The organism is Mycobacterium barrassiae (genome assembly GCF_025822765.1).
In the GTDB taxonomy this organism is placed as follows: domain Bacteria; phylum Actinomycetota; class Actinomycetes; order Mycobacteriales; family Mycobacteriaceae; genus Mycobacterium; species Mycobacterium barrassiae.
This window is the reverse complement of sequence record NZ_JACKUK010000012.1, coordinates 159,735-186,449: the sequence shown is the minus strand read 5'-3', so window position 1 is coordinate 186,449 and position 26,715 is coordinate 159,735. Positions and strand designations below refer to the sequence as shown.

29 protein-coding genes and 1 pseudogene are annotated in these 26,715 nt (G+C 67.3%); 15 read left to right on the top strand and 15 right to left on the bottom strand.

The genetic code is table 11. The annotated features are described in order from the left end of the window. Window positions 1-28 precede the first annotated feature (28 nt). On the top strand, window positions 29-514 hold the full coding sequence (locus tag H7J93_RS04125; protein ID WP_267305019.1) for an NUDIX hydrolase: 486 nt from the start codon (window positions 29-31) through the stop codon (window positions 512-514). Between the two features lie 28 nt (window positions 515-542). Here H7J93_RS04125 and H7J93_RS04120 read toward each other — a convergent pair. From H7J93_RS04120 to H7J93_RS04105, 4 genes and pseudogenes are all read right to left on the bottom strand, one after another. Next, window positions 543-935 (bottom strand): annotated as a pseudogene (locus tag H7J93_RS04120) (nuclear transport factor 2 family protein); the annotation flags it as partial. Continuing rightward, a complete protein-coding gene (locus H7J93_RS04115) occupies window positions 932-2,407 on the bottom strand; it encodes a serine/threonine-protein kinase (protein WP_267305018.1) in 1,476 nt (491 codons plus the stop codon). The gene H7J93_RS04115 and the pseudogene H7J93_RS04120, both read right to left, overlap by 4 nt. Window positions 2,408-2,429: 22 nt before the next feature. Then, window positions 2,430-3,536 (bottom strand): PDR/VanB family oxidoreductase, encoded by a 1,107-nt coding sequence (locus H7J93_RS04110; protein ID WP_267305017.1) that lies wholly within the window; start codon window positions 3,534-3,536, stop codon window positions 2,430-2,432. 13 nt (window positions 3,537-3,549) lie between these two features. Next, on the bottom strand, window positions 3,550-4,476 hold the full coding sequence (locus H7J93_RS04105; protein WP_267305016.1) for a metal-dependent hydrolase: 927 nt from the start codon (window positions 4,474-4,476) through the stop codon (window positions 3,550-3,552). 115 nt (window positions 4,477-4,591) lie between these two features. On the opposite strand from H7J93_RS04105, the gene H7J93_RS04100 reads away from it, so the two are divergent. Then, window positions 4,592-5,437, top strand: coding sequence for a lysophospholipid acyltransferase family protein (locus H7J93_RS04100; protein WP_267305015.1), 846 nt, complete (start codon window positions 4,592-4,594; stop codon window positions 5,435-5,437). Window positions 5,438-5,492: 55 nt separating this feature from the next. Beyond that, the gene (locus tag H7J93_RS04095) at window positions 5,493-5,927 is read left to right on the top strand and encodes an SRPBCC family protein (protein ID WP_267305014.1); all 435 of its coding nucleotides are present in this window, start codon (window positions 5,493-5,495) and stop codon (window positions 5,925-5,927) included. Between the two features lie 5 nt (window positions 5,928-5,932). Here the strand turns inward: H7J93_RS04095 and H7J93_RS04090 are convergent, their stop codons facing one another. From H7J93_RS04090 to lysA, 3 genes are all read right to left on the bottom strand, one after another. Further along, window positions 5,933-6,370 (bottom strand): hypothetical protein, encoded by a 438-nt coding sequence (locus H7J93_RS04090; RefSeq protein WP_267305013.1) that lies wholly within the window; start codon window positions 6,368-6,370, stop codon window positions 5,933-5,935. 77 nt (window positions 6,371-6,447) lie between these two features. Continuing rightward, on the bottom strand, window positions 6,448-8,580 hold the full coding sequence (malQ, locus tag H7J93_RS04085; RefSeq protein ID WP_267305012.1) for a 4-alpha-glucanotransferase: 2,133 nt from the start codon (window positions 8,578-8,580) through the stop codon (window positions 6,448-6,450). 19 nt (window positions 8,581-8,599) lie between these two features. Next, window positions 8,600-9,871: a diaminopimelate decarboxylase gene (gene lysA / locus H7J93_RS04080; protein WP_267305011.1), complete on the bottom strand. Its 1,272-nt coding sequence runs from the start codon at window positions 9,869-9,871 to the stop codon at window positions 8,600-8,602. Between the two features lie 103 nt (window positions 9,872-9,974). Here lysA and H7J93_RS04075 point away from each other — a divergent pair, with 103 nt between their 5' ends. Together H7J93_RS04075 and H7J93_RS04070 are read left to right on the top strand one after the other, a co-directional pair. Then, on the top strand, window positions 9,975-10,592 hold the full coding sequence (locus tag H7J93_RS04075) for a TetR/AcrR family transcriptional regulator (protein ID WP_267305010.1): 618 nt from the start codon (window positions 9,975-9,977) through the stop codon (window positions 10,590-10,592). Further along, the gene (locus H7J93_RS04070; protein WP_267305009.1) at window positions 10,589-11,500 is read left to right on the top strand and encodes an SDR family NAD(P)-dependent oxidoreductase; all 912 of its coding nucleotides are present in this window, start codon (window positions 10,589-10,591) and stop codon (window positions 11,498-11,500) included. Before H7J93_RS04075 ends, H7J93_RS04070 begins: the two co-directional genes overlap by 4 nt. On the opposite strand, the gene H7J93_RS04065 is transcribed toward H7J93_RS04070, so the two are convergent. Both H7J93_RS04065 and H7J93_RS04060 read right to left on the bottom strand, forming a co-directional pair. Next, window positions 11,487-11,780, bottom strand: a complete 294-nt coding sequence (locus tag H7J93_RS04065; protein WP_267305008.1) for a DUF202 domain-containing protein — start codon at window positions 11,778-11,780, stop codon at window positions 11,487-11,489. The two genes, H7J93_RS04070 and H7J93_RS04065, sit on opposite strands and share 14 nt — an antisense overlap. 2 nt (window positions 11,781-11,782) lie before the next feature. Beyond that, a complete protein-coding gene (locus H7J93_RS04060) occupies window positions 11,783-12,130 on the bottom strand; it encodes a YidH family protein (protein ID WP_267305007.1) in 348 nt (115 codons plus the stop codon). Between the two features lie 41 nt (window positions 12,131-12,171). Between H7J93_RS04060 and H7J93_RS04055 the strand changes: the two genes are divergently transcribed. Further along, window positions 12,172-13,371 (top strand): MFS transporter, encoded by a 1,200-nt coding sequence (locus H7J93_RS04055; protein ID WP_267305006.1) that lies wholly within the window; start codon window positions 12,172-12,174, stop codon window positions 13,369-13,371. Here H7J93_RS04055 and H7J93_RS04050 read toward each other — a convergent pair. From H7J93_RS04050 to H7J93_RS04035, 4 genes are read right to left on the bottom strand one after another with little or no spacing between them, the layout of a single operon-like run. Beyond that, the gene (locus H7J93_RS04050) at window positions 13,340-13,663 is read right to left on the bottom strand and encodes a DMT family transporter (protein WP_267305049.1); all 324 of its coding nucleotides are present in this window, start codon (window positions 13,661-13,663) and stop codon (window positions 13,340-13,342) included. The genes H7J93_RS04055 and H7J93_RS04050 overlap by 32 nt on opposite strands. Next, the gene (locus tag H7J93_RS04045; protein ID WP_267305005.1) at window positions 13,663-14,001 is read right to left on the bottom strand and encodes a DMT family transporter; all 339 of its coding nucleotides are present in this window, start codon (window positions 13,999-14,001) and stop codon (window positions 13,663-13,665) included. Before H7J93_RS04045 ends, H7J93_RS04050 begins: the two co-directional genes overlap by 1 nt. 23 nt (window positions 14,002-14,024) lie before the next feature. Continuing rightward, entirely contained in the window at window positions 14,025-14,645 is a 621-nt protein-coding gene (locus tag H7J93_RS04040) for a TetR/AcrR family transcriptional regulator (RefSeq protein ID WP_267305004.1), read from the bottom strand. After that, window positions 14,642-15,574 (bottom strand): oxygenase MpaB family protein, encoded by a 933-nt coding sequence (locus H7J93_RS04035; RefSeq protein ID WP_267305003.1) that lies wholly within the window; start codon window positions 15,572-15,574, stop codon window positions 14,642-14,644. Before H7J93_RS04035 ends, H7J93_RS04040 begins: the two co-directional genes overlap by 4 nt. Window positions 15,575-15,676: 102 nt before the next feature. Between H7J93_RS04035 and H7J93_RS04030 the strand changes: the two genes are divergently transcribed. The 4 genes from H7J93_RS04030 to H7J93_RS04015 all read left to right on the top strand — a co-directional run bounded on the left by H7J93_RS04030 (window position 15,677) and on the right by H7J93_RS04015 (window position 20,512). Next, a complete protein-coding gene (locus H7J93_RS04030) occupies window positions 15,677-17,239 on the top strand; it encodes a carboxylesterase/lipase family protein (RefSeq protein WP_267305002.1) in 1,563 nt (520 codons plus the stop codon). A gap of 31 nt (window positions 17,240-17,270) precedes the next feature. Continuing rightward, entirely contained in the window at window positions 17,271-18,194 is a 924-nt protein-coding gene (locus tag H7J93_RS04025; RefSeq protein ID WP_267305001.1) for a sterol desaturase family protein, read from the top strand. 43 nt (window positions 18,195-18,237) lie between these two features. Continuing rightward, window positions 18,238-19,644: an NAD(P)/FAD-dependent oxidoreductase gene (locus H7J93_RS04020; RefSeq protein WP_267305000.1), complete on the top strand. Its 1,407-nt coding sequence runs from the start codon at window positions 18,238-18,240 to the stop codon at window positions 19,642-19,644. A gap of 187 nt (window positions 19,645-19,831) precedes the next feature. Beyond that, window positions 19,832-20,512, top strand: a complete 681-nt coding sequence (locus H7J93_RS04015) for an Rv1815 family serine proteinase (protein WP_267304999.1) — start codon at window positions 19,832-19,834, stop codon at window positions 20,510-20,512. On the opposite strand, the gene H7J93_RS04010 is transcribed toward H7J93_RS04015, so the two are convergent. Beyond that, on the bottom strand, window positions 20,509-20,949 hold the full coding sequence (locus H7J93_RS04010) for a nitroreductase/quinone reductase family protein (RefSeq protein ID WP_267304998.1): 441 nt from the start codon (window positions 20,947-20,949) through the stop codon (window positions 20,509-20,511). The two genes, H7J93_RS04015 and H7J93_RS04010, sit on opposite strands and share 4 nt — an antisense overlap. A 100-nt stretch (window positions 20,950-21,049) precedes the next feature. Between H7J93_RS04010 and H7J93_RS04005 the strand changes: the two genes are divergently transcribed. The 5 genes from H7J93_RS04005 to H7J93_RS03985 all read left to right on the top strand — a co-directional run bounded on the left by H7J93_RS04005 (window position 21,050) and on the right by H7J93_RS03985 (window position 24,754). After that, window positions 21,050-21,727 (top strand): TetR/AcrR family transcriptional regulator, encoded by a 678-nt coding sequence (locus tag H7J93_RS04005; RefSeq protein WP_267304997.1) that lies wholly within the window; start codon window positions 21,050-21,052, stop codon window positions 21,725-21,727. A 42-nt stretch (window positions 21,728-21,769) separates the two neighbouring features. After that, a complete protein-coding gene (locus tag H7J93_RS04000; RefSeq protein WP_267304996.1) occupies window positions 21,770-22,117 on the top strand; it encodes an ArsR/SmtB family transcription factor in 348 nt (115 codons plus the stop codon). Continuing rightward, window positions 22,110-22,745 carry an SRPBCC family protein gene (locus H7J93_RS03995; protein WP_267304995.1) on the top strand — a complete coding sequence of 212 codons (636 nt, stop codon included), beginning with the start codon at window positions 22,110-22,112 and terminating at the stop codon, window positions 22,743-22,745. The genes H7J93_RS04000 and H7J93_RS03995 overlap by 8 nt, the downstream gene beginning before the upstream one ends. Window positions 22,746-22,808: 63 nt before the next feature. Continuing rightward, the gene (locus H7J93_RS03990; protein WP_267304994.1) at window positions 22,809-23,303 is read left to right on the top strand and encodes a VOC family protein; all 495 of its coding nucleotides are present in this window, start codon (window positions 22,809-22,811) and stop codon (window positions 23,301-23,303) included. Continuing rightward, window positions 23,300-24,754 (top strand): FAD-binding protein, encoded by a 1,455-nt coding sequence (locus tag H7J93_RS03985; protein WP_267304993.1) that lies wholly within the window; start codon window positions 23,300-23,302, stop codon window positions 24,752-24,754. Before H7J93_RS03990 ends, H7J93_RS03985 begins: the two co-directional genes overlap by 4 nt. Here H7J93_RS03985 and H7J93_RS03980 read toward each other — a convergent pair. Next, window positions 24,751-26,667, bottom strand: a complete 1,917-nt coding sequence (locus tag H7J93_RS03980; protein ID WP_276021302.1) for an ABC transporter ATP-binding protein/permease — start codon at window positions 26,665-26,667, stop codon at window positions 24,751-24,753. The genes H7J93_RS03985 and H7J93_RS03980 overlap by 4 nt on opposite strands. Between the last annotated feature and the right edge of the window lie 48 nt (window positions 26,668-26,715).

Genomic DNA, 26,715 nt, shown 5'->3' with positions numbered 1-26,715 from the left:
CGCGACCGCGGCGGTCTAAGGTGACGCGGTGCCCAAACTGAGTGCGGGTCTGCTGCTGTACCGCATCGTCGACGGTGAACTCGAAGTGCTGATCGGCCACCCGGGCGGACCGTTCTGGGCCCGCAAGGACGAGGGTGCCTGGTCGATACCCAAAGGGGAGTACACCGAGGGTGAGGATCCGTGGGAGGCCGCGAAGCGCGAGTTCGAGGAGGAGCTCGGCAAGCCGGCACCTGATGGTCCCCGCATCGAGTTCGAGCCGCTCAAACAGCCCAGCGGTAAGGTGATCACCGCGTTCGCCGTGCGCGGCGACCTCGACCTCGAAGGCACGTGCTCCAACACGTTCGAGCTGGAGTGGCCGAAGGGTTCGGGACGGATCAGGGAGTTTCCCGAGATCGACCGCGCGGGTTGGTTTTCCGTGGCTGAGGCTCGGTCGAAGCTGCTGAAAGGCCAGCGTCCGCTGCTCGACCGTCTGATTTCGGCGCTCGGAGACGACGCACCGGCCGCGTCTCGATAGCGTTGATGGTCAGCGCGCGACCGTGGATCCGCCAACCGGCCGGTGTCCGCAGGTATTCGTCGTCATACCGCAGATGCCAGACCAGATCGGTGATCTGATCGTCGGCGATCGTCCAATGATGTGCGATGCAGGTGATCCGGCCCAGCGCGTAGCCGAGGCTGTCACCCGGGGCGTACATCTCCCCGACGATCGCATGTTCGGTACGGGTCACCGATGCCAGCGCCGCCATCGCAGTGCGGACACCGTCATGGCCGTGATGTCTGCGCACCGGCTCCAACGACCGGGGCGGATCCGGCAATCGCAGTTCTGCTGTGGCAGTGAACAACTCGACCACATCGTCGAACCGTCGGTCGTCGACGGCCGACGCATAGAGATGCACCAGGTCGGCGACCGCCAGCCGGTCCGACGTCCGCAGACTCATGGCAGCGGGGGCAAGCCGTTGCTCTCCCGGATGTCGTTTCGGCATTCGTGGCGAGTCTGCCCGGTCTGCTGCATGCACAACCGCACCGGGTTCTCCTCGACGAACGGCAGCGGTGCGTCCGTCGGCTCGGGGGTCACGGTGGGAGTCACCTCACCCTGCGTCAGCGACCACACGGAAGCGCCGGTCGGCTGCAGCGTGGAGCAGTAGGCCGTGGAGCCGTCGGCCGTCGTGGAGGTGCTCCCGACGGGGGAGCAATTGGCACCGATCACCGCGGTGGCGGGCGCCGCCGACGTCGTCGTGGTGTCGGTGGGTGTCTCCGTGTCAGTGTCTGTCGGTGTCGGTGTCGGTGACGGTGTCGTGGTCGTCGGCGACGGAGGCGGTTCCGGCGGTGGAGGAAGCGGCGTGAACGTCGGCCTGGTGGCCGTGGCCGTCGTCGTGGCCGTTGCCGTCGGTGCCGCAACGGGGCGGTCGTCGGCGCGCCGCGTCTCGAAGATCGCGACCGCCACCGCCGCCACCAGCAGGGCCGCCAGGATCGCGGGTATGAGGACCCCCGCGCGCAAAAGGGATCGCCGAGCGGGTTCCGGCGGCACCGCCGCGGCGGCGAGGCGGGTGCCGTCGTCGCCGGGTGGAAGCGATCCGAGCTGGTGGGACAGCGCCCGCGCGAAATCGGCGCACCGCTCGAACCGGTCCGCCGGGTTCTTCGCCAACGCCTTGGCGAGCACCGGATCGAGTCCGGCCAGCTCCGGTCGCTGGTCGGCGATGGCGGGCGGTGCGGCGGACAGGTGCTGGCTGATGACGACCGCGGGGTTCGAATGCTGGAACGGCGGTCTGCCGGTCAACAGGTGAAACGCGGTGGCCGCCAAGGCATATTGATCGGCGCGGCCGTCGAGGCGCTCGCCCATCAATTGCTCGGGTGCGGCGTAGGACACCGTGCCGACCGTCATGTTGGTCGCCGTCAGACCGCTGATGTCGTTGACCCAGCGGGCGATTCCGAAGTCTGCGAGCAGAATCCGTTGATCGCCGGACTCGGGATGGGCGAGCAGTATGTTGGCCGGCTTGACGTCGCGGTGCAACAGGTTGCGCTGGTGCGCGTAGTCCAGGGCGTCGGCCACCGCGCTGACGATCTCGGCGACCTCGTGCTTGGCCATGCCGTCGGGATAGCGCTCGCGGAGCAGGTGTGCCGCGTCGGTGCCATCGACGTAGTCCATCGAGATCCAGAGCTGGCCGTCGAACTCGCCGCGGTCGTGGACGCCGACGATGTGCGGATGCCACAGCGTCGCGGCGATGTCGGCCTCGCGATCGAAACGCTCGCGGTACTCGTGGTCGGCGGACACCGATGCGGGCAGTACCTTCAGCGCGTCGCGGCGCGGCAGCCGAGGGTGCTGCGCGAGGTAGACCTCACCCATGCCGCCGGCGCCGAGCAAACGCACGATGGTGTACCCCGCGAACGTCGCACCATCAGCCAACGGCATGGGCGAATAGTACGAGATGCGGCTACAGGTCGAGCGTCAGACCGGCACCCTGAGCGGCGCGGGATATGCAGATCAGCATCATCCGGCTGGCGTGCTCGGGTTCGGTGAGCAGCGCGTCCCGGTGGTCGACGTCCCCCTCGAGCACCCGTGTCCGGCAGGTTCCGCAGAAGCCCTGCCGACACGAGTACGGGGCGTCCACGCCGGCCCGGTACAGCGCTGCGAGCAGGGTCTCGTCGGCGCCGACGCGGATCTGCTGTCCGGTGGACGCGACCGTGACGTCGAACTCCTCGCCGTCCACGACGGGTGGCGCGGCGAACCGCTCGAAGTGCAGTTCGACCTTGTCACGGCCGGCGAGTTGGGACCGGATGGCGGTGAGCATGGGGGCCGGCCCGCACGCGTAGACCGCGGTGTCGTCCGGACAGTCGCCGAGCAGCTCGGGTGCTGTCGGCAGCCCGTTGACGTCATCGGTGCGCACCCGCACCCGCTCGCCGTACCGCGCGAGTTCGTCGAGGAACGGCAGGCTGTCGCGGGTGCGGCCGGCGTACACCATCGACCAGTCGACGCCGAGGCGCTGGGCCAGCGCCAGCATCGGCAAGATCGGGGTGATTCCGATACCGCCTGCGACGAACCGGAACCGCGTCGTCGGTGAGCCGTAGCCGGGGACGGTCAGCGGGAACGCGTTGCGCGGCCCCAGCGTCGTGGCCGTCGTGCCGGGATGCAGCGCCTCGTGCACCTCGATTGAACCGCCGCCGCCGTCGGGAATCCTGCGCACCGCGATGCGGTATTCGTCGGATCGTTGCGGGTCACCGCACAGGGAGTACTGGCGCAGCCGCCCGCTCGGCAGCTGAACATCGATGTGGGCGCCGGGATGCCAGCGCGGCAGCGGCCCACCGTCGGCGGCGGCGAACCTCAGCGCCACCACGTTGTCGTCGTGGGCCACGGTCTGCCGGTCGATGACGCGCAGCAGCAGGGTGCGGTCGGTCGCCGCGGGCGGTCTGGCCCGCCTGATGGCATCCGCCAGCGCGTCCACCCCGGAGATCACCGCACCGGCGACGCCGATCACCACGTCGGGTCGGTGCGGCCGGAACGGGTTGCGCGGCAGCTGCCGGTAGCGGTCGCGCAACCCCATCAAAGCCGCCCCATCAAAGGTGCGCCGCGCGGGCCGCGGGCGAGGTGGCCAGATACGCGACCGCCTGCGCGGTGGAGCCCATCTGCTCCGGTGTGTAGGACGGCCGGAAATACGTCAGGGTCTGCGCGCCGAACAACACGCGGAACTTGGGCAGCAGCCCCAGCTTCGAGTCGCGCATCCGCAGCCGCTGCATCTTCCAGAACGTCATGTCGCTGGTGGGGTCGGACCTGAACAGGTACCGCGTACCGCGTTGGAAGAACACCCAGATCGCCGCCGCGGCCAGCATCATCGCCCGGATGCGGTCGGCATAGCTGTCGTGGAAGTAGACCGCGACATCGTGGGCGACGCTGCGGTGTTCGACCTCTTCGCTGCCGTGCCACCGGAACAGGTCGACCATCGTGGGGTGGGCGCCGTGCTCGTCCCACGTGGCATTGAGCGCGTGGTCGCCGAGCACTGCGGTGTAGTGCTCGATCGCCGCGATCAGCCACAGCCGGTTGCACAGGTTGTTCAGCCGCCGCCGCGGATTGCTCGAAGTCGTTGGCGCCAAGACCTTTCCGAAGATGTATTCGACGATATCCAGTATCGGTCTCGGGTCGACGCCGTTGCCGATCAGGAAGTCGCGGATCACTTCGTCATGCGCCGCGGCATGCGTGGCCTCCTGGCCGATGAAGCCGCGCATGTCCTCGGCGAGCCGCGCGTCCTTCACCAACGGCAATGCCTCGTTGAACGTCTGGACGAACCAGTGTTCGGCGGTGGGCAACACGATGTTGAAGAGGTTGATCATCGTGGACGCGACGGGATGCCCCGGGATCCACTCCAGCGGGATATCCGCGAGATCGAAGTGCACCTTGCGGGCCTGGATCTGCACAGGGCCCGGGTCGATCTCCGAGTCGAAACGGTGGGGACGCAACGCACCCTGCCGAGCCGGTGAAGCTGCCATGGCGACTCCTGACGAAGCGGTGTGCATCGGAGCTTACTGGAAGTTAGTGGGAACGCGGGTACTGGATTCTTGTGCGTCGCGTTTCAGGTGAAGGCTCGATGTCAATAAGACCCGTATGGCGGGGTTCGGGGATGTTCTGAATTGGACACGGAGTCAGGTGGCCTCCCGTGTTCCGAAGGCTGACCTCGACCAGCGCGATCCCGACTACATCCGTGAGCAGCTGCCCGGTTTGTGGCTGCTGGCGTCGCTGTACTTCCGTGCCGATGTCCGTGGCCTCGACCGGATCCCGAAAGACGGGCCCGTGCTGCTCGTCGGCAATCACAGCGGCGGCAACCTCCCGCCGGACACGTTCGTGTTCACGCTGGCGTTCTGTTCGTACTTCGGCGTCGAGCGCCCGTTCTATCAACTCGCGCACAACCTCGTCGTGTCGATGCCGGGCCTCGGGTCGTTGCGCAAGTTCGGCACGGTGGCGGCCAACCACGAAAACGCCAGGCTCGCATTGGAATCGGGGGCGGCGCTGCTGGTGTATCCGGGTGGCGACTACGAGGTGTTTCGGCCGACGTGGCAGCGTCACGAGGTCGACTTCGGCGGCCGCAAAGGATACGTCAAGCTTGCTCGCGAGGCAAGTGTGCCGATCGTGCCGGTCGCCAGTGTCGGCGGGCAGGAGGCGGCGCTGTTTCTCGATCGCGGGCAGTGGCTGGCCAGGTTGCTGATGGTCGACAAGATCGCGCGGCTGAAGAGCGTGCCGATTCTGTTGGCGCCGCCATGGGGGCTGACGATCAGCGACATGGTGCCGCGGCTGCCTCTGCCCACGAAGATCGCGATCGAGGTGCAGGACCCCATCGACGCCGACGACATCGCGGTGAGCGACGACGACGTCGTACACGAAAAGGTGGAAGCCGCTTTGCAGGCCGGGGTGGACCGGTTGGCGGCGGAACGACGATTCCCGGTGTTGGGCTGATGAGGGCCCACGCCCGCAGGGCCGGGGAAGCTCGCCCGAAGAAGAGACGGTCCTGATGAGGGTTCAGCGGCAGTGCATCGTCGACGCGGACCGCGAGACTGTGTGGAAGGTCGTCAGCAGTCCCGACTGCTACCCCGAGTTCATGGCGAGCCTCGAGCGTTGGGAGACCGCGGACGACGAACGCGCCGGCCTCGGCGCCCGCTACACCGTGCACTGGAAGGTGGGGTCGGTGCCGATCGGCGGCGACATCGAGATCGTCGAGTTCGACCCGCCGCGCGAGTTGTCCTGGGTGGGCCTGACGGGTGTTTCGCAGCGCGGTCGCTTCCGGCTGCGCGAGACGTCCGACGGGCGAACGAAGGTGACGTTCCGGCTGGCGTACGAATCAGCGGGCAACCTGCTCGGGCTGATCGCCGACCGCGTGGCGGCCGGTCAGGTCGGCAGGAACATGGGGGAGACGCTGAAGAACCTGCGCCGAATGGTCGAGGGCTAGCCGGATCAGCCGAGGGGCGGCGGCGTGCCGGCCCCGGGAGCGCCCTGGATGGGCACGATCGGTGTCGGGGTGACCGTGGTGACGCCGTTGCTGCCGACTCGCGGCCCACCCGTCGCGCCCAGCTCCTCGAGCTTGTCGGCGGCTTGCTGACTGCAATCCAGGAACAACTGAACTTTCATGGCCGCATTTCCCTGATTCGAGGACTTGATCAGCTTCTGGCTGCTGACCAAACACTGCGACTGCTGCAGAACGCTGCCTGTCTTCCCGCCGAAGATCGGCTTGATGCCCTGGCTCTGAAGTATTTGGATGGCTCGACCGTACGGCTCGTCGACCACGTTCATCGCGCCACCGCCGCCCGGCTGGGACATGGCGATCCCGGCGCCGACGAGCGCCGCGGAGCCGATGGCCACGACCCCTCCGCTCAGCACAACGAGCTTCTTCACGTGATCTCCCTAGGTCGGTGCGGTGCGAACATATCGCAGGTGTGCCGAATGTGAAACCGGAGACGAGCCGCCCGGCGTTACACCGGCGGGTTCACGGCAACCCGCATGACCTCGGCCAACGACGCCGTGCGGGGGTCGGTGAAAACGGCCTCGAGCAGCATCTTCTTGCCGTTCGGACCGGCCAGCGGCACACGCCAGTTCGGATATTCGTCCGTGGTACCCGGCTGGTTCTGGGTACGCAGGTCGCCGACCGCGTCGGCAAGGGACAGCGCGAGCAGGCGCGACGGCGTCCGGCCGAGGTACTGATAGAGCGCTCTCACCACTTGGTCGACCCCGGCGTCGTCGAGATCGCCGCTCAACAACCCGACGCGACGCAGTTCGTCGAGCCAGGCCTCCTGCTGGCGGCGATCGGCGGCCAGCTCCTCCTCGGCGGGTCGCGTCAGCAGCCCGAGTTCGTCGCGCAGACGGACATGTTCACCCGCCAGGTAGCCGGGTGTCGGGGGTAGGTCGTGGGTGGTCACCGAGGACAGGCAGTACTCGCGCCAGCGCTCGGCGCGCAACGGACCGCCGTCACCGTCGCGGTCGAACTCGAACCACAGGATCGACGTGCCGAACAGTCCGCGTTCGCTCAGGTAGTCGCGCACCCATGGTTCGACGGTGCCGAGGTCCTCGCCGACGACGACCGCGCCGGCGCGGTGTGCCTCCAGCGCGACGATGCCGATCATCGCCTCATGGTCGTAGCGCACGTAGGTGCCTTCCGTCGGCGGCGCGCCCTTGGGAATCCACCACAGCCGGAACAGTCCGATGATGTGGTCGATGCGCACACCGCCCGCATGCCGCAGCAGCGAGTTGACGAGTGCCCGGAACGGCGCGTACGCCCGGTTCGCGAGTTCGTCGGGCCGCCACGGCGGCTGCGACCAGTCCTGGCCCAGCTGATTGAACTCGTCCGGCGGTGCTCCTGCGGTGACTCCGAGCGCGAGCACATCCTGCAGCGCCCATGCATCGGCCCCGTTCGGGTCGACCCCGACGGCGAGGTCATGCATGATCCCCAGGCCCATGCCCGCGGCGACCGACGTCGCCTGCGCCGCGGTGAGCTGATCGTCGAGTTGCCATTGCAGCCAACGGTGAAAGTCCACGGCCTCAGCGTGTTTCGCGGCGAACTCGGCGACCGCGGGGCTCGCGGGATGGCGCAGCTCCTGCGGCCACTCGTGCCAATCGGCGCCGTACTTCTCGGTCAGCGCGCACCAGGTGGCGAACTCGTCGAGGCTGCGGCCCTGGCGCTCGCGATACGCGTCATACGCCAGTTCCCGGCCCGCCGACCGCTTCACGCGGTACACCGCCTCCAACGCAGCGCGCTTGGTCTTCCATGCGGCGTCACGGTCGACGAGGCGCGACTTCTGTGCGCGGGACTGCGCGTGCACGCGCGCCTTGCGGATGCGCCCACGGTGGCGGACATAGGCGAACTCGGGGATCGCCTCCACGCGCAGGTAGATCGGGTTGACGAAGCGCCGCGAGGTCGGCAGGTAGGGCGACGGCTCCATCGGCGCGGTCGGTGCGGCGGCGTGCAACGGGTTGACTAGCACGAAGCCGGCGCCGTGCTTGGCGGCCGACCACACGGCGAGGTCGGTGAGATCCGTCAAATCACCTATGCCCCAAGAGTTTTGGGAGCGGATGCTGTACAGCTGCGTGGCCAGGCCCCAGGTCCGCCCCGGCGGCGGTGTCAATGACGCGGGGGAGACGAGGATGGGCGAGCTGATTTCGGACGGCCCCAGCTGAAGGTGAAGCTCGTGATAACCGATGGGCAGGTCGGCGGGCAGTTCGAAGCTGGCCTCACCGATCAGTTGACCGTCGAGATCATAAGGCGCCCTGTTGTTTTCGAGCTGACGCAGGCCGGTGCGGACCGAGCCGTCCTCGAGTCGGATCCACAACCGCACCGGATCGCCGTGCGTGACGTGCACCCAGAACGACGACGTGACCCCGGAACGGCCGACGACCACCGGAGGCAGCGCGCGGGCCCAGTACTTCCGGTCGTGGTCCGTCAACGCCGCCGCGCGTAGCTCTTCAGTGGCTGCGGGCACACCCAGCGCGTCGAGCACGCCGACGAGCGTGGCCTCGGGCACCGTGATGCACCTGCCGGTCCAGTCCTCGTATTCGGTTGCGACGCCGTAGCGTCGCGACAACTCGACGAGTGACTCGGGAAGGTCGGCCATGGGGCCATCTTGCCCGTCGTCAGTCGACGTCGCGCATCAGGAGGTCGTCCCACGTATCCCGGCGCACCACCAGACGCGCGTCGCCGTCGCGCGTGAACACCACAGGAACGCGGCGTGCACCGTTGTACTGGTTGGACATCGTGTAGCAGTAGGCGCCGGTCACCGGCACCGCCAGCAGATCGCCGACCGACGGTTCGCGCAGCGCGACGCCATCGACGAGCTGGTCGCCCGATTCGCAGTGCCGGCCGACCACGCTGACGGTCTCGCCGCCGCCCACCCGATTGACGATCGTCGCCTCGAACCGCTGGCCGGTCAGCGACACCTCGAGGTTGTCGCCCATGCCGCCGTCCACCGCGACGTGGGTGACGACCCCGCGCTTGACCGTCGTGATGCGGTACAGCGTGCACGCGCTGGTGGCCACCATGCTGCGACCCGGCTCGACGATGATGCGGCTGCCCTCGGGCAGCAGCGCCTTCGCCTGCGTCATCATCGCGTCGGCGTACTCGTCGAGCATCGGCGGATGCTCGTCGTAGGTGTAGCGCACCCCTAGGCCGCCGCCGAGGTCGTAGACCTCGAACGTGCCGAGCTTCGCGATGGGTTCGACGGCCTGGGCGAGTTGCTCGACGTTGAGCAGCTGTGAGCCCACGTGGGTGTGCACGCCGTCGAGGCGCAACTTGGCGCTGCGGTCGATCCGCGCGATCGCCTCACGCGCATCGTCGGGCAGCAGACCGAACTTCGACCCGGCGTGGCCGGTCGCCTGGGACGCATGGGTGGCCGCCTCCACGCCGGGGATGACGCGGACCAGGCACGGTTGTCGGCGACCCGCGGGCACGATGCGCTCGAGCCGGTCGATGTCATCGAAGTTGTCCACCACGACCAGACCGACGCCGTGCTCTACGGCGAGTTCGAGCTCCTCATCGGACTTGGCGTTGCCGTGCAATACGATCCGCGCCGGATCGGCGCCCGCCTTGATCGCCGTCAGGATCTCGCCGCCGCCTGCCACGTCGAGGTGAAGTCCCTCTTCCACCATGACCCGCTGAACTGCGGTGCACGGGAACGACTTGGACGCGAACGCCACGTCGCTGCGCGGCCAGCGGGTGCGGAAGGCGGTCAGATAGTCACGCGCCCGCTGCCGCAACGCATCTTCGGAGACGACGATCGCCGGGGTGCCGAACTCTTCGGCCACGTCGTCGAGGCGGCAACCGCCGACCATCAGCGTGCCGTCGCGGTCGCACCGGGTCCCTGGCGGGAAGAGACCGATCAAGTCGTCCGCCTGCTCGGCGATCGTCATCGCCTCAGCCTGCCACCGTGCGGACGGGCCTGAACTCGCTTGACGAAGTTCGCCACATCTCGCCATTGCGCCTCCGGCCATCCAGGGGTAGCGTCTGTCTGTAATGATCCTTACAGAGCGCACCCCGACGAAGAAACAACAGCAGGGCGAGCAGTCCCGCGAGCAGATCCTCGACGCCACCGAGAAGCTGATGGGCACTCGGGGATACGCGGCCACGTCCATCAGCGACATCCGCAAGGCCTGTGGGCTGCCTGCCAGTTCGATCTACTGGCACTTCGGCTCGAAGGACGGCGTGCTGGCGGCGGTGATGGAACGCGGCGCCGAACGCTACTTCGACGCGATCCCCGTCGAGGCCGACATCGAACAGCAACTCGCCGCGGTCATCGCGCAGCAGGAGCAGCATCCGGCGTTCCTGCGGCTGTTTCTGCTGCTGTCGCTCGAACGTCAGGACGACCCCGCTGTCGCCGCGGTGATCCGCCGGGTCCGTGACCGCGCGATCGTGCGCTTTCGCGAGGCGGTGACGCATCTGCTGCCCGCCGGTGTTCCCGCTGCGAAAGCCGAACGCGTATCGGCCGAACTCGCCGCGGTCGCCACCGCGCTGTCCGACGGCATCTTCTTGGCCGGTCATCTCGAGCCCGACACGACGGACATCGCGCGCATGTACAGACGGCTCCACCAAACGGTGGTGGCACTGATCCCGATCCTGTTGGAGGAGAAATGAACACACGAACCGCGATCATCACCGGAGCCAATGCCGGCCTGGGACTCCAGTGCGCCCGCGCACTGCTCGCCGACGATCCGTCCTGGCATCTGGTGCTCGCGGTGCGCGATGTGGCCCGCGGTGCCGACGCCGTCGCCGAGCTCCGGGAGCCGGACCGGTGCACGGTGCTCGAGCTCGACCTCAACTCGCTGCAGTCGGTGCGCGCCTTTGCCGAGACCCTTCGCGCCGCAGCGCTGCCACCGCTGCACGCGATCGTGTGCAACGCCGGCGTGCAGGTGGTCTCGGGCACCGAGTACACCGTGGACGGGGTCGAGATGACGTTCGGCGTAAACCATCTGGGGCACTTCGCACTGGTGCAGACGTTGCTCGACGACCTGGCACGCCCGGCCCGGATCGTCGTCGTCAGCAGCGGCACCCACGATCCGGCCAAGGTCACCGGCATGCCGTCGCCGATGTACACCACGGCAGAGCACCTCGCCCATCCAGCCGACTCGGAACCGGCGGACGGTCGCCGCCGCTACACTACATCGAAACTGTGCAACGTGCTGTTCGCCTACGAACTCGACCGCCGACTCGGCGGCGGGGCCGACGGCATCACCGTGAACACCTTCGATCCCGGACTCATGCCAGGGACAGGTCTCGCGCGCGACTACTCGTCGGCCGGCCGCTGGGCATGGGGGTACGTGTTTCCCGTGCTGCGTGTGCTGCCGAACGTCAACAGCACCCGGAAGTCCGGGGCGCGGCTGGCACGGCTCGTGTGGGATCCCGCGCTCGACGCCGTCACGGGCGGGTACTTCGAGGGACGGCGCCAGATCCGGTCATCCGCCGACTCGTACGACACGGAGAAGGCGCTCGACCTTTGGGACACCAGTGAGCAGTTGATCATGCAGGCGTCTAGAGGCCGCTGAAAACCAGGATCAGCGCCGCGAAAGCCGCAGTCGCCGAGCCCAGTAACAGAACCTCTGTTCTCGGTTCGACCCCGACACGGCGCGCCCGTCGATGCCCCAACCACACCGTCAGCATCGCGAGGGCCGCCCCGATGATCGGCAGCACCGCCCGGCCGTCGTCGAGCGGACCGCCGCCAAGCAGCGGTAGCGCTCCAGCCACCAGAAAGCTCAATCCGCTTCGCTCCCAGGCAAGTTGGGTACGCTCGGCCTGCAGTCCCGGTTTCTCCGCTCGAGGTGACATGGCTAGGGCTGTACCGCGATGACGACGATCAAGGCGATGGTCAGCACGACGATCGCACCGCCGAGCAGTACGGGCATCTGAGATCGGGGCAGTTCGGCACCCTTCTGCATCGCGGCCTGCACGCTGCGCCAGCGCCGAACCGCCAACACCGCCAGCACGCCACCGGCCACCGTCAGCGCCGTCCCGAGACCGTGGCGTATTCCGGGGATGGAGAGTGCTGGCACCAGCTGGACGACGGCAACACCGCCGGCGATGAGTGCGAGCGCCGTGCGGATCCAGGCGAGGAACGTCCGCTCGTTGGCGAGGGTGAAGCGATAGTCCAGATCCTGATCATCGCCGACACCGCCCACGACCAATCAGCTTAGATTCCAAGGTCTGTAGTGTCCGGGACATGGCGCCCGAACCTGCGGACGGGGCCGTGGCGCAGAACCGACGAGCCCGCGTCGCCGTCGCGGCGCTGTTCCTGAGCAACGGAGCCGTCTTCGCCAACCTGCTGCCGCGCTATCCCGAGATCAAGACGGACCTGCACCTGTCCAATGCGGTGTACGGCGCTGCGGTCGCGTCATTCTCGGCGGGCGCCCTGGTGGCGGGTCTCGCGGCGGCGACGCTGATCCGGCGGTACCGGTCGTCGCGCGTGGCGGTCGTCGGCACCCTCGGCATCGCAGGCTTCGTTCTCGTCGCGGGCCTCGCAGGCAACGCGCTGATGCTGGCGGCGGCGCTGTTCGTCGCGGGAGCGTCGGATGCGATCACCGACGTCGCGCAGAACGCACATGGGCTGCGACTGCAACGCAACTACGGCCGGTCGATCATCAACTCGTTCCACGCCGTCTGGGCGGCGGGTGCCATCCTCGGCGGTTTGATGGGCGCCGCCGCGATCGCGCTGGACATATCGCGGGCAACACATTTGGCCATCTCGGCGATTTTCTGCGGTGGCCTCGTGCTGATCGCCTATCCCTATCTGTTGAAGGGACCCGATCACGACAATCACCCGTCGGCGCGCACCGGTGGCGGGAAGTCCGCCGGTCTGGCCGTCTACGCGACGCTGCTCGCGCTCGTCGTCATCGCCGTCGCTGGGGCAACCGTCGAGGACGCGGGAAGTTCCTGGGCGACGCTGTACATGCGCGACAGCCTCGGCGCCCCCGGCCCGATCGCGGTCTTCGCCTACATCGCGGTGGTCGGGTTCATGTTCGTGGGTCGGCTCATCGGGGACCGCCTGGTCGACAGGTTCGGTGAACGCACAGTGGTCCGCGCCGGTGGCGTGCTGGCGGCCGTGGGAATGGGTGCCGCGCTGGCATTTCCGTCGGTCCCTGGCACGATCGCGGGTTTCGCCGCGGCGGGGTTCGGGGTCGCGACGTTGATCCCGGCGGCGATGCACCGCGCCGATCAGCTGCCGGGTCTGCGTCCAGGCAGCGGACTGACGGTGCTGACGTGGCTGATGCGGATCGGCTTCTTCGGCGCGCCGCTGCTCGTGGGGGTGGTGGCCGACGCGACGAGTCTTCGAGTCGGCTTGCTCGCGGTTCCGATCGCGGGACTGGTGGTGGTCGCCCTCGCGGGAGCGCTCAGTGCGCGACCCCAACCATCTCGATCATGAGCACGCCGCCGACGATGAGTGCGATGCCGGCCCCCATCATCCAGGTCAGAGGTTCACAAAACAGGAACCGCGCGATGACGGCGACCAGCGCGACGCCACACGCCGACCACACGCCGTAGGCGATGCCGACCGGCATGCCCAGCCCCAGCGACACCCACAGCAGGTAGAACGACAGCAGGTATCCGGCGACGATCGGTGCGATCCACGCCTTCTTGCGAAAGCCGTCCGACGCCCGCAACGACAGGGTCGCGACGACCTCGACAAGAATCGCGCCCGCCAGCGCGAGCCACATCATGACTCGGCCGCCTGCGCTCGATGCGATCCGAACTCGACGAGCAGGACCCCGGCGATGATGAGGCCGATGCCCGCGACGATCGGCCACGTGAACGGGTCACCGAAGAGGACGGCGGCGAACACCGCCGTGGCCGCCGTGCCAAGCGCGCCCCAGATTCCGTAGGCCACGCCGACCGGCACGCCCGCCCGCAGCACCAGCGTCAGCAGGAAGAACGACGCGACATATCCGGTGACGACCACCACGATCCACGCCGAATGGTCTTGCGACGCGCGCAGGGACAGCGTCGCCGTGACCTCGGTGGAGATGGCTCCGGCCAGGAGCGCCCATTTTCGCACGCCAACAAGTTATGCCATCTGTTTCAGACGACGCGTTCGACCATGGGGGTCAGTACCTCGTGTGCGAACCGCCGCAGTTCGGCGTCGTCGCCGAAGTCCGGATCCGACGGCGGCAGCGAGATGTAGGTGAAGAACAGCCGGGCGAACACGTCGGCGACCCACCGGACCTGCTGTGAGGGTTGCCCCGGTTTCTCGCCGTGGATGTAGTTGGCGATGAACGCCGAGCCCATCTTCAGAAGTTCGGCCGAGTCGATCGGGGTCGACTCGTGTCCTGCGCGTCGCAGCATGGGGTTTTCGCGGGCGAATCTCACCGCGGCGATGAACGCCTCGGCCACCCCCTCGTCGGGGTCATCGACCGCCTCGATGGCGTCGGCGACGGCACCGAGGAACCGCTGTGTCTCCCGCCGGACCAGCGCTTCGACCAGGTCGTCGCGACGGGGATAGCGGCGGTAGGCCGTCATCCGGGAGACGCCTGCCCGCCGGACCACGTCCTCAACCGTAATGCGTTGCAGCCCAACGGCCGCCGCCTCGAGCAGCGCGGCGTCCAGGATGCGCTGGCTGGTCCGGTCGGCGGCTTCGTCCACGCGGCCTGCGCCTGAAGACACCGCGCCCCCGACCACCTCGATCAGCTGGGCGTCGATCACGAGGCGACCTTCGGTCGGACCCCGGCGGCCCGCTCGCGCGCCAGCCGGACGTATGTCGGAGTGCCGACCGCCCAACGCAATTGGGCCGCATCGAAACGCAGCGCAGGCTCGATGAGCCGGCGGGTCAGCGCGGACGGCCGGTCGTATCCGATGAGCTCGCGCGCCCATGACGGGGCGCGACTCATGCCGGCGTAGATGGCGAATCGGTGCAACTGGCGATCCACCGGGCCGGGCAGATCGGGGAAGAACGGTGAGGTCATCAGGAAGTCGATGAACTCCCGCGTCTGCGCGTTCACACTCAGCTTCGACCGCATCGACTCGACGTAGTCGTCGAGTTCGGCGACCGTTGTGGGCACCCGGTCGGCACCGCCCATCCGGCCGATGACAGCCTGCTCGGACAGATAGCGGTCCTGTTCCTCCCGCGACAGCGGACGCACGGTGTGTTCGTACGTCCGCAGGATCATCCACGGGATGCAGGTGTGGACCCACGCGATCAACTCTGGATCCAGCGCCCGGTACGGCACCCCGTCGGGGCGGGTGCCGTTGACGAACGAGTGCACGTGTTTGACGCGTTCGATGACGCGGGTGGCGGCCTCGGTGTTGCCGAACGTCGTGGTCAACACATAACCCAGGGTGGCGCGGGCGCGCTGGAACGGGTCCTCGCGGTAGTTCGACAGATCCTGAACGCCCGCGACGACGGACGGATGCAGGATCTCCAGCACGATCGCGGGTAGCCCGGCCTGGGACACCGAGGCCAGGTCCGCGTTGATCTCCCACGAGATGCTGTCCGGCCCGATCAGCCCCGGATCCCCGGACGGTCCGCCGTAGACCTCCGGCTCGTCGTGCCGACCTGCGCCCTTCTCGAAGTCCTCGACGATGCGGCGGCGGAGCCGTTCGGCCGTCCGCTGCGGTATAAATGTGACACTCATCCCATCATCTATACCACTGTTAGGTGAAGCAGCACGTCAAACCGTCGACCTACCCGCGGGTAACCTGGAGTGGTTGTGTCCATCGGGTTGAGGAGGTCACCGGTGACGGCTGAGGCCAACACGCGACGCGTCGCAGACGACCGGCCCGTCGTCGACACCACCCACGGTCCTGTCCGCGGTGTCGACAACGGAACCGTCAAGGCGTGGAAGGGGATTCGCTACGCGGCGCCGCCTGTGTCAGACCTGCGGTGGCGGGCGCCGGTGGCTCCCGAGCGGTGGTCGGAACCGGCCGACGCGGCCAAGGTGGGCCCGGTCTGCCCGCAACCCACCGATCCGAGGATCCCGATCGACCTCGGCGCGCCACAGGGCGACGACTGCCTGACGCTGAACGTGTGGGCGTCCTCGGACACCGAGGCGGGTGACGGCAAGCCGGTCATGGTCTGGTTGCACGGCGGCGCCTACATCCTGGGTTCGTCGGCGCAATCGCTGTATCACGGCGCGGCGCTGGCGAGCAGTGGCGACGCGGTGATCGTCACCGTCAACTACCGGCTGGGCGCGCTGGGATTTCTGGATCTGTCCGCGTTCGGTGAGGGCTTCGAGACCAATCTCGGGCTGCGCGACGCGTTGTTCGCGCTGCAATGGGTTCGCGACAACATCGCGGCATTCGGGGGAGACCCGGACCGGGCGACGCTGTTCGGCGAGTCGGCGGGCGCGGGCATGGTGACCACGTTGCTCGCCAGTCCGGCTGCGGCCGGGCTGTTCTCCGCGGCGATCGCCCAGAGTTCGCCTGCCACCTCGATCTACGACCGCGAGCGCGGCCGCCGTGTCGCCGACCACTTCCTCGACGTGCTCGGTGTCGGACGAGATGAGGTCCAGCGGTTACCGGAGTTGCCGATCGCCGCGATCCTCGCGGCGTCCAAGAAGGTCTTCGACGAGGTGCCGGTGCGCACACCGGGCACGCTGGCGTTCGCCCCGATCATCGACGGGGACATCGTCCCGGCGCATCCCGTCAGGCTGGCACGGGAGGGGCGTACCCACCCGGTTCCGCTGATCATCGGCACCAACAAGCACGAGGCATCGCTGTTCCGCTGGATGAAATCGCCGTTGATGCCGATCACTCCGCCCGCACTGCGGGCGATGTTCAACGAGATCGCCGCCGAGCAGCCGGCACTGCAGCTGCCCACCGAGGACCAGATCCGCAGCACGTACCGCGGCCGGCCCAAGACCATCGGCATGGGGGTGGCCCGCGACATCGGCTTCCGGATGCCGTCGATCTGGTTCGCCGAGGGCCACCGCGAGGTGGCGCCCGTGTACCTGTACCGCTTCGACTTCGCGACCCCGATGCTGCGTCTGCTTCGTCTCGGGGCGGCCCACGCCACCGAGTTGCCCTACGTATGGGGCAATCTCGTGGCCGGGCCGAAGGATCCGACGTTCAAACTCGGCGGGCTGAAGGCGGGCAAGACCGTTTCGGCGCGGCTGCGCAGCCGCTGGCTCAGCTTCGCGAAGAGCGGCGAGCCGACCGCGTCCGCAGGCGATCCGCAGTGGCGGTCCTACCGCAAGGAGGACCGCGCGACGCTGGTCATCGACGCGGCCGAGCGGGTGGTCGAGGATCTGGACCGCGATGTGCGCCTGGCCTGGGGCGATGAGGTCCTCCACTTCCGCTAGGTCGTAAGCTTTTTGCCCAGGAGGTGTCACCGTGGACTCGACCGGTGTGCTGTCGCACGTATTGCCGCCGCTGATGCATGACCCGGTGACCTTCGCGATCCCGTTCTTCCTGATCATGCTGGTCATCGAGTGGGTCGCCGCGGGCAAGCTCGCCCATGACGAGGCCCAGCGCCCGCCCGCCGGGGCGTACCTCAAACCGGATGCGTGGGCGAGCATCAGCATGGGGCTGGTGTCGATCCTCACCAGCGGCGTGCTGAACGCCGTCGCACTGGTCGGCTACGCCGCGCTCTACGTCTACGTCGCGCCCTGGCAGCTACCCGCGAACGCTTGGTACACCTGGGTGATCGCCATCGTCGGCGTCGACATCCTGTACTACCTCTATCACCGGATCGCGCACCGGGTGCGCCTGATCTGGGCGACGCATCAGGCGCATCACTCCAGCCAGTACTTCAACTTCGCGACAGCGCTGCGCCAGAAGTGGAACATCAGCGGCGACGTCTTCCTGCGCGCGCTGCTTCCGCTGTTCGGAGTGCCGCCGTGGATGGTGTTCGCCAGCTTCTCGATCAACCTGATCTACCAGTTCTGGATCCACACCGAGCGCATCGGAAAGCTTTGGCGCCCAATCGAGTTCGTCTTCAACACGCCGTCGCATCACCGCGTCCACCACGGGATGGACCAGCAGTATCTCGACAAGAACTACGGCGGCATCTTCATCCTCTGGGACCGCATGTTCGGCAGCTTCAAGGCCGAGACCGACAGGCCGAACTACGGCCTGACGAAACAGGTGGACACCTACAACATCTGGACGCTGCAGACCCACGAATATGTGGCGATCTTCCGCGACGTCCGGCGCGCGACCCGCTGGCGCGACAAGCTGGGCTACGCGTTCGGTCCGCCGGGCTGGGAGCCCGCGGGTCGTCCCGTGGAGGCGGGGGCCGCCGAGGTCCGCGTCTAGGGTTTTTCGACGCCGCCGCCGTCGGCCCCGTAGTCTCCGCCATGTGGAAACGGTGTTCGATGCCCCTGTCGACCCCGCGCTGGTCGAACGTTCGCTTGCCGCAAGCACCTTCGGCTCGATGTGGCTGGACATTCCCAGGCCGGTCTACCCTCCGCTATCCACCTCGGTCACGTGCGACCTCCTGGTGGTGGGTGGCGGCTACACCGGGCTGTGGGCGGCCCTGCACGCCGCCGAGCGCAATCCCGGCCGCCGCATCGTCCTCATCGAGGCGAACCGGATCGGATGGGCGGCCTCGGGGCGCAACGGCGGTTTCGTCGACGCCAGCCTGACCCACGGCGCCGAGAACGGAAAGTCGCGTTGGCCCAACGAGTTCGACACGCTCGAGAAGCTCGGCATGGCCAATCTCGACGGTATGCAGTCCGACATCGAGCGCCTCGGTCTGGACACGCAGTGGCAACGCACCGGGATGCTGTCGGTGGCCACCGAACCACATCAGGTCGACTGGCTGCGCGAGGCCGCCGAGGCCGGTGAAGGCCGCTTCCTCGATACGCAGCAGGTCCGCGCGGAGGCCGACTCGCCGACCTACCTGGCGGGCCTGTTCAGCGCGGACACCTGCGCGATCGTCCATCCCGCCAAGCTGGCAGTCGAACTCGCCCGCGCGTGTTCCGAAGCGGGCGTGCAGATCTACGAGGGCACCAACGCCACCGGACTCGAATCCGACGGTGACGCACTGCGCGTCGCCACCGCAGCGTCGACCATCACCGCGCATCAGGTGGTGCTGGCGACGAACGTGTTTCCGAGCCTGCTGCGACGAAATCGGCTACGCATCGTGCCGGTGTACGACTACGTGCTGGCCACCGAACCGCTCACCGACGAGCAGCTGGCCCGCATCGGGTGGCAGGGTCGACAGGGAATCGGGGACTGCGCCAACCAGTTTCACTACTACCGGCTGACCGTGGACAACCGCATCGTGTGGGGCGGCTACGACGCCGTCTACCACTTCGGGCGCAAGGTCGATCCGGCCTACGAGGACCGGCCAGCGACCTACCGCCGCCTCGCCGCGCATTTCTTCATCACCTTCCCGCAGCTCGACGACGTCCGGTTCTCCCACCGCTGGGCGGGCGCCATCGACACCAACACGCGGTTCTGTGCGCACTGGGGGACCGCCCACGACGGCCGGGTGGCTTACGTCAACGGGTTCACCGGCCTCGGGGTGGGCGCGGCCAGGTTCGCCGCCGACGTCTGCCTGGACCTTCTCGACGGCGCGTCCACTCCGCGGACCGAACTGGAGATGGTGCGGAAACGCCCGCTGCCGTTCCCGCCTGAACCCTTCGCGAGCATCGGCATCCAGGCGACGCGGTGGTCGCTCGATCGTGCCGATCATTCGGCGGGGCGCCGCAACCTCTTCCTGCGCACGCTCGACGCATTGGGCCTCGGCTTCGACTCCTGACGACCCCGTCGTTGCCACTCTGTAACGTCTTCGTGATCCTCGCCGATGGGGTGAAGTAGGGACAGCTCAGGGACAGCTGGCGTGCAGTTGCTCCTGGTCGGGCGAGGTTATCGGGTTATCTCACTCGGCCTGTGGGCATCGCTGTACGTCGGTACCCTTTACACACTTGAGACCCAAGGGGGGCGACATGCGCCGACGGTGGTTACGTGTATTCGCTGCGGTAACGGCCCCGGTCGCCGCGCTGGTCCTCCCCGTCATGCCGGTGGGCGCCGACCCGGGAGTCGTCGTGTTCCCGGGTATGGAGGTCATCCAGGGCACAAACGCCTGCACCGTGGGATTCGTCGATACGCAGGCGCGCGTCGCCTACACCGCGGGCCATTGCCGCGGCGACGGCAACGTGCTCGACCGGGGCCGCAGGTTCGTCGGGCACCAGGGGGCGTTCCGCGACAACACACCCAACGGCGCGACCATCGACACCAATCACCAGATCACCGATTGGGAGGCCATCAACCTGGCCTCCGACGTCACAGTCAACAATGTGCTGCCCCGAGGCCTGGTGCTGGTCTCCGACCCCGCGATCGTCCCGACGCCCGGTCTGCCGGTGTGCCACTTCGGTGTGGTCACGGGGGAGAGCTGCGGGAACATCCAGGCCGTGTACAACGGCTGGTTCACGATGGCCAACGGTGTGGTGAGTCAGAAGGGCGACTCCGGCGGGCCGGTCTACTCGATCACCCCGGACGGTAGGGCGGCCATCGTGGGGATGTTCAACAGCACCTGGGGGCAGTTCCCCGCCGCGGTGTCGTGGCACATCACCAGCCAGCAGGCGCAGCAGGACGTCATCTCCGCGATGAACGCTCCTGCCCCTTAACGCTGTAATTCGAACACCGGGATCGACGGCGCCGTCGCGCTCAGCTCGGCGGCCGACGATTCCGGCGTCAGCCCACCGACGTGCCCCTTGACCTCCCAGAACCACCGGTCGAGATAGCGCTTCAGCAATGCAGGCTTGGCATCGTCGGCGACCTCGGCGATGCCGACCTCGCGGCTGCGCCACCGCGGACCCATCTCGATGCTGCCTGCCGCCCGCGCGTTGCGAACCCACTGGGTGTCGCCGCGGGGCGAGACCAGGTAGTCGCGGCCGTCGACGGTCAACAGGTTGACCACCACCCCGCGCCGCTTTCCGGTCTTGCGGCCCCGCACCCGAATCGCCACCGTGCCGGCGACGCTGATGCCGATTTCGGCCAGCAGCCGGAACAGTTCGTTGAAGGCGCGGGCCGCCGGTGTGGGCTGGTCGTAGCGGGTTGCCATGGTGTTCTCCTCAGTTTCGAGAGCAGTGCTCTCTTTCGACTGTGCCACGCGATGGGCAGAAATTCAAGAGCAGTGCTCTCGTTCGTGCGACACTGGCGCCATGGGTAAGCGGCAGGACACTCGCGAACGGATCGAGGCTCAGATCATCGAGCTGGGCCGTCGCCATCTGGTCACCGAGGGGGCGGCCGGGCTCTCGCTGCGTGCGATCGCGCGTGACCTCGGCATGGTGTCCTCGGCGGTGTACCGGTACGTGGCCAGTCGCGACGAACTCCTCACCCTGCTGCTGGTCGACGCCTACACAGAGCTGGCCGATGCGGTGGATGCGGCGGGCGCGACCCACGCGACGTGGCGCGATCGACTGCATGCGATGGCGCATGCCGCCCGCGAGTGGGCGGTCGCACACCCCGCGCGGTGGGCGCTGCTCTACGGGAGTCCGGTGCCGGGTTACCGCGCACCGGCGGAGCGAACCGTCGGCCCGGGTACCCGGGTGGTGGGTGCCTTGTTCGACGCCGTCGGTGCCGGGATCGACGCCGGCGAGATCTCTAAGACCGAAGTCGTTGTGCCACAGCCCTTGTCGTCGGATTACGACGGAGTCCGCGAGGAGTTCGACTTCTCCGGCGACGACTCCGCGGTCGCCAAGTGCTTCCTGCTGTGGGCGGGACTGATCGGGGCGATCAGCCTCGAGGTCTTCGGGCAGTACGGGGAGGACACGCTCACCGATCCCGCCGAAGCCTTCGACGTCCAGGTGAAGCTGCTGATCGAGATGCTGATCAAGTAATTAAAGCTTGACTTATATAAGTGGTGGCTTTAATTTAGGGAGGTGCACGCGTTCGACGTACTGGGAGACCCGGTGCGCCGGCGCATTCTCGAACTGCTCGCGGAGGGTGAGCTGTCGGCGGGGGCCATCGGTGCGCAGATCCAGGGTGAGTTCGCGATCAGCCAGCCTGCGGTGTCGCAGCATCTGAAAGTGTTGCGGGAGAACGGGTTCACCTCGGTGCGTCCGGATGGACAGCGCAGGCTCTACGCGGTCAACGGCGCGGCGTTGCGCGACGTCGATGAGTGGCTGGAAGGCTTCCGCCGCTTCTGGACGCCACACCTCGACGCCCTGGCGACCGAGATCGCGCGCGGTAAGCGACAACGCAGAAACCAAGGAGGGCAACATGACTGAGGTAGACGTCGACCATCAGATCAAGGCGGTCGAGCGCAAGTTGGGCACCCGCATCATCGACGCCAAAGAGGCGCACGTCGTCACCATCAGTCAGTCCTACGACACCGACCAGGACGACCTGTGGGACGCCGTCACCAACATCGAACGCATACCCAGATGGTTGATGCCGATCACCGGCGACCTCACCGTCGGCGGCAAATACCAGTTGGAGGGGCAGGCCGGCGGCACCATCCTTACCTGCGATCCACCGAAGAACTTCACGGCGACTTGGGAATTCGGCGGTGGCGTCAGCTGGATCGACGTCACTGTCAGTCCCGAAGGGTCGGACCGCGCGCGTCTGGTCATCGAGCACATCGCCCACGTCGACGACCACTGGGAGCAGTTCGGGCCTGGTGCGGTCGGGATGGGCTGGGATTCGATGGTGCTCGGGCTGGCGATCCATTTGTCCACCGGCGAGGCCATCGACCCGTCGTTCGGCCAGCAGTGGATCGTCACCGACGAGGGCAAGCGTTTTCTCGCGCTGTCCGGCGAGAAGTGGCGTGACGCGAACGTGGAGTTCGGGACCGACCCGGCGGCGGCCGGCGCGATGGCCGAGCGGTGCCTGAAGGCCTACCTCGGCGAGGAGTAGCCGGGGAGCCAGAACTAGAACACGTTCTAGCCATCCCGTGCGGCGGGGGATATCCTCGACGCGATGCTTGCCCAGACACCTGTCCAGATTGCGTGGGTGACGCGGGACCTCGATGCCACCGAGAAGGCGCTGACCACGCTGTTGGGCGCCAAGAAGTGGGTGCGGGTGCCCGACGTCCACTTCACCCCCGACACGTGTACGTATCGCGGTCGCCCCGCCGATTTCACCGCCCACATCTCCTTCAGCTACGCCGGCGACACCCAGCTCGAGCTGATCGCACCGCAGAGCGGCGACAGCGTGTACTCGGAGTTTCTCGACACCGGTGGGCCCGGACTCCACCACATCTGCGTGGAGGCGCTGGACCCACCCGCATTCGATAGCGCACTGCGCGACGCAGAGCGCAACGGAACACCCGTCGTGCAACAGGGAGTCATGCCCGGAGGCATGCGGTTCGCCTACCTGTCGGCCGCCGATGCGGGCGTGCCCTACATCGAGATCGCCGATATCCCCGGCGAAATCAAGGCGTTCTTCGACTACGTGAAACAGGAGCAACAGTGAGCGGTCTCGACATCCCGGACACCGTCAACGCGGCCGATGTGACGTCATGGTCCGATGAGGTCGACGTGCTGGTGATCGGCTTCGGTATCGCCGGTGGTTCGGCAGCCGTCAGCGCCGCATCGGCAGGGGCACGGGTGCTGCTGCTGGAGCGCGCCGCGGCCGCGGGCGGCACCACCTCGCAGGCGGGCGGCCACTTCTACCTCGGTGGCGGCACCGCGGTGCAGCTGGCGACCGGTCACGACGACAGCGCCGAGGAGATGTTCAAGTACCTGATGGCGGTGTCGTGCGACCCCGAGCCGGAGAAGATTCGGGCGTACTGCGAGGGCAGCGTCGAACACTTCAACTGGTTGGAGGACTTGGGTTTTCAGTTTGAGCGCAGCTTCTACCCGGGCAAGGTGGTTGTTCCGCCCGGCACCGAGGGACTGTCATACACCGGCAACGAGAAGGTGTGGCCGTTCTGCGAGAAGGCCAAGCCGGCTCCGCGCGGACACTCGGTGCCGGTGCCCGGCGAACTCGGCGGTGCGGCGATGGTCATCGACCTGCTGGTGAAGCGGGCCGACGAACTCGGGGTGGAGGTCCGCTACGAGACCGGGGCCACCAACCTCGTCGTCGACGGCGACGGCACGGTGATCGGCGTGCGCTGGAAGCACTTCAACGACACCGGCGCGATCAAGGCGAAGGCGGTGGTGATCGCCGCGGGCGGGTTCGTGATGAACCCCGACATGGTGGCCAAGTACACGCCGCGGATCTCGGAGAAACCGTTCGTGCTCGGCAGCACCTATGACGACGGTCTCGGGATCCGGATGGGTATCTCCGCAGGCGGTTTCACCAAGCACATGGACGAGGCGTTCATGACGGCGCCGGTCTATCCGCCGGAGATCCTGTTGACCGGCATCATCGTCAACAAACTCGGGGAGCGGTTCGTCACGGAGGACTCCTACCATTCGCGCACTTCGGCTTTCGTGATGGACCAGCCCGACAGCGCGGCGTTCCTCATCGTCGACGAGGCGCACCTGCAGAACCCCGAGGTGCCGCTGGTGCCGCTGATCGACGGGTGGGAGGCCGTCGAGGAGATGGAGAAAGCCCTCGGGATTCCGGAGGGCAAGCTCGTCGCCACACTGAACCGGTACAACGCGAACGCGGCCAACGGCGAAGACCCCGACTTCCACAAGCAGCCCGAATACATTGCGCCCCAAGATAAAGGACCGTGGGGAGCATTCGACCTGTCACTCGGCAAGGCGATGTACTCCGCGTTCACGCTCGGTGGGCTCGCGACGTCCGTCGACGGCCAGGTGCTGCGCGAGGACGGCAGCGTCGTGCCCGGTTTGTATGCCGCCGGAGCGACTGCGTCCAAACTCGTGCCGGACGGCAAGGGCTATTCCAGCGGCACGCAGCTGGGCGAGGGCTCGTTCTTCGGCAGGCGCGCCGGCGCGCACGCCGCGCGCGCCTAGACCTTCGCCGGTTCCTCACCGCCCACCCGGCCGAACCGCCATTCGCCGCCGCCGAGCAGTTCGAGCTCGTGGGTGTGGTGCTGCTCGAGAGCCTTTCGGTGACTGACGCTGACCAGGATCGTGTCGGGCAACTCGGTGCGAATGAGGGTGTACAACAGGTACTCCAGACCTTCGTCGAGCGCCGAGGTGGACTCGTCGAGGAACACGGCCTTCGGTTGGGTCAGCAGGATGCGGGCGAACGCGATGCGCTGCTGCTCACCGGGGGAGAGGATCTTCGCCCAGTCCTCGACTTCGTCCAGCCGATCGACCAGGTGCGGAAGTGCCACCTTCGCCAGCGTGCGTTTCAGCGTCGCGTCGTCGATCTCGCCGTCCTCGTTCGGATAGCTGACCACGGCGCGCAGACTGCCGAGCGGCACATAGGGCATCTGCGACAGGAACATGGTCTCGTTCGGCCCACACGGCCTCGTCAATGTTCCTGTGGTGTAAGGCCATAACTCGGCGAGGCTGCGCAGCAGCGTGGTCTTGCCGGAGCCGGATTCGCCCTTGACTGCCAACGTGTCACCGACCTCGAGGCGCAAGGCGAGTGGGTTGACGAGTTGCTTTCCGTCGGGGGTGCGCACCTCGATGTCCTTGAGTTCCACCGTGCCGTCTTTGCACGCCGTGGTCGTGATCTCGGGCAGTGCCCTGCCCTCTTCGTTCGCGGTCATCAGGCCGTCGAGTCGGATGATCGACGCGCGATATCCGGCGAACGCGTCGTACGCGTTACGGAAGAAGGACAGTCCCTGCTCGATGTTGCCGAACGCCGACGCCGACTGGCTCATCGCGCCGAGGGTGATCTCGCCGCTGAAGAACCGCGGGAACTGGAACAAATACGGTGGCACCACGATGATCTGACTCATCGACAGGTTCCAGCCGTAGAAGCCCATCATCCGGTTGATCCACCGCTTGTAGTTGGTGACGATCGGCGCGAACAGCTTGCGCAACCCGGTGCGTTCGGCGAGCTCGCCCCGGTAGAACGCGACGGCCTCGGACGCGTCGCGCAGCCGCACCAGTGCGTAGCGGAAGGCCGCGTTGAACTTCTCGTTGCGGAACGACAACCAGATGATCGGCCGGCCCACCCAGAACGCGATGACTGACGCGAACAGCACGTACGTCAGCAGGATCCAGAACATGGCCTTGGGCAGCTCATAGTTCACGATCGGGATCGTCAGCGTCCCGGACAGGCTCCACAGAATCGCGGTGAACGAAATCATCGAGGCGATGGCGTTGACCGACCCGAACAACAGCGTCGACGTAGAGGTGTTGGCCGGAGTGTTCGGAAGTCCGCCGACACCTGCGGTGAAGATGTCGATGTCGTACTGAATACGCTGATCGGGGTTGTCGATCGTGTCGTCGATGAAGCGTCCGCGGTAGTAGGCCTTGCCGTCGAGCCAGTCGCCCGTCATCCGGTCGGTGAGCCACGCACGCCAGGCCAGCATGAACCGCTGCGTGATGAACAGATCGAACATGATCCGGGCGACGTGCAGGACAGCCAGCGCCGAGAACACGAACATCGACAGGTAGAAGCCGTCGCGCCCGGAGTTCTTGATCGCGTCATCGCCCGCGGCCACGCCCGACGCCACCACCTGGAAACTGGTCATCATGTCGCTGCCCTGGAAGGTGAACAGCACCGACAGTCGGACGCCGAAGATCACCGACAGCAGGATCAGCGCCAGCCACAGCCACACCTTGACGCTTTCCGGGCCCTTGAAGTAATCGCCGGTGATACGCCAGAACTGCCGGCCCCACACCGTGTACCTGGCGAGCAGGACACAGATGACCAGTGTTGCGACCGCGGCGATCAACCATGCCTGGCCGATCCACTTCAGCGAAACCAGGAGTTCCTGGCTCCAGTCCAGCGTCGGGGCGAACATTCCCTCATCCACTGTGGCAAGGTACCTCGCCGGCTACCGACCGGCGTG

What these genes read in the sequence shown, in the direction of transcription:
- H7J93_RS04005 (WP_267304997.1), top strand. Translation starts at nt 21,050, where the DNA reads ATGGGTAAGCGGCAGGACACTCGCGAACGGATCGAGGCTCAGATCATC.
- lysA (WP_267305011.1), bottom strand. Translation starts at nt 9,871, where the DNA reads ATGACGATCGCCGAGCAGGCGGACGACTTGATCGGTCTCTTCCCGCCA.
- H7J93_RS04100 (WP_267305015.1), top strand. Translation starts at nt 4,592, where the DNA reads ATGGCGGGGTTCGGGGATGTTCTGAATTGGACACGGAGTCAGGTGGCC.
- H7J93_RS04115 (WP_267305018.1), bottom strand. Translation starts at nt 2,407, where the DNA reads ATGCCGTTGGCTGATGGTGCGACGTTCGCGGGGTACACCATCGTGCGT.
- H7J93_RS04070 (WP_267305009.1), top strand. Translation starts at nt 10,589, where the DNA reads ATGAACACACGAACCGCGATCATCACCGGAGCCAATGCCGGCCTGGGA.
- H7J93_RS03995 (WP_267304995.1), top strand. Translation starts at nt 22,110, where the DNA reads ATGACTGAGGTAGACGTCGACCATCAGATCAAGGCGGTCGAGCGCAAG.
- H7J93_RS04050 (WP_267305049.1), bottom strand. Translation starts at nt 13,663, where the DNA reads ATGTGGCTCGCGCTGGCGGGCGCGATTCTTGTCGAGGTCGTCGCGACC.
- malQ (WP_267305012.1), bottom strand. Translation starts at nt 8,580, where the DNA reads ATGGCCGACCTTCCCGAGTCACTCGTCGAGTTGTCGCGACGCTACGGC.
- H7J93_RS04065 (WP_267305008.1), bottom strand. Translation starts at nt 11,780, where the DNA reads ATGTCACCTCGAGCGGAGAAACCGGGACTGCAGGCCGAGCGTACCCAA.
- H7J93_RS04015 (WP_267304999.1), top strand. Translation starts at nt 19,832, where the DNA reads ATGCGCCGACGGTGGTTACGTGTATTCGCTGCGGTAACGGCCCCGGTC.
- H7J93_RS03980 (WP_276021302.1), bottom strand. Translation starts at nt 26,667, where the DNA reads ATGTTCGCCCCGACGCTGGACTGGAGCCAGGAACTCCTGGTTTCGCTG.
- H7J93_RS04035 (WP_267305003.1), bottom strand. Translation starts at nt 15,574, where the DNA reads ATGAGTGTCACATTTATACCGCAGCGGACGGCCGAACGGCTCCGCCGC.
- H7J93_RS04095 (WP_267305014.1), top strand. Translation starts at nt 5,493, where the DNA reads ATGAGGGTTCAGCGGCAGTGCATCGTCGACGCGGACCGCGAGACTGTG.
- H7J93_RS04105 (WP_267305016.1), bottom strand. Translation starts at nt 4,476, where the DNA reads ATGGCAGCTTCACCGGCTCGGCAGGGTGCGTTGCGTCCCCACCGTTTC.
- H7J93_RS04055 (WP_267305006.1), top strand. Translation starts at nt 12,172, where the DNA reads ATGGCGCCCGAACCTGCGGACGGGGCCGTGGCGCAGAACCGACGAGCC.
- H7J93_RS04075 (WP_267305010.1), top strand. Translation starts at nt 9,975, where the DNA reads ATGATCCTTACAGAGCGCACCCCGACGAAGAAACAACAGCAGGGCGAG.
- H7J93_RS03990 (WP_267304994.1), top strand. Translation starts at nt 22,809, where the DNA reads ATGCTTGCCCAGACACCTGTCCAGATTGCGTGGGTGACGCGGGACCTC.
- H7J93_RS04010 (WP_267304998.1), bottom strand. Translation starts at nt 20,949, where the DNA reads ATGGCAACCCGCTACGACCAGCCCACACCGGCGGCCCGCGCCTTCAAC.
- H7J93_RS04110 (WP_267305017.1), bottom strand. Translation starts at nt 3,536, where the DNA reads ATGGGGTTGCGCGACCGCTACCGGCAGCTGCCGCGCAACCCGTTCCGG.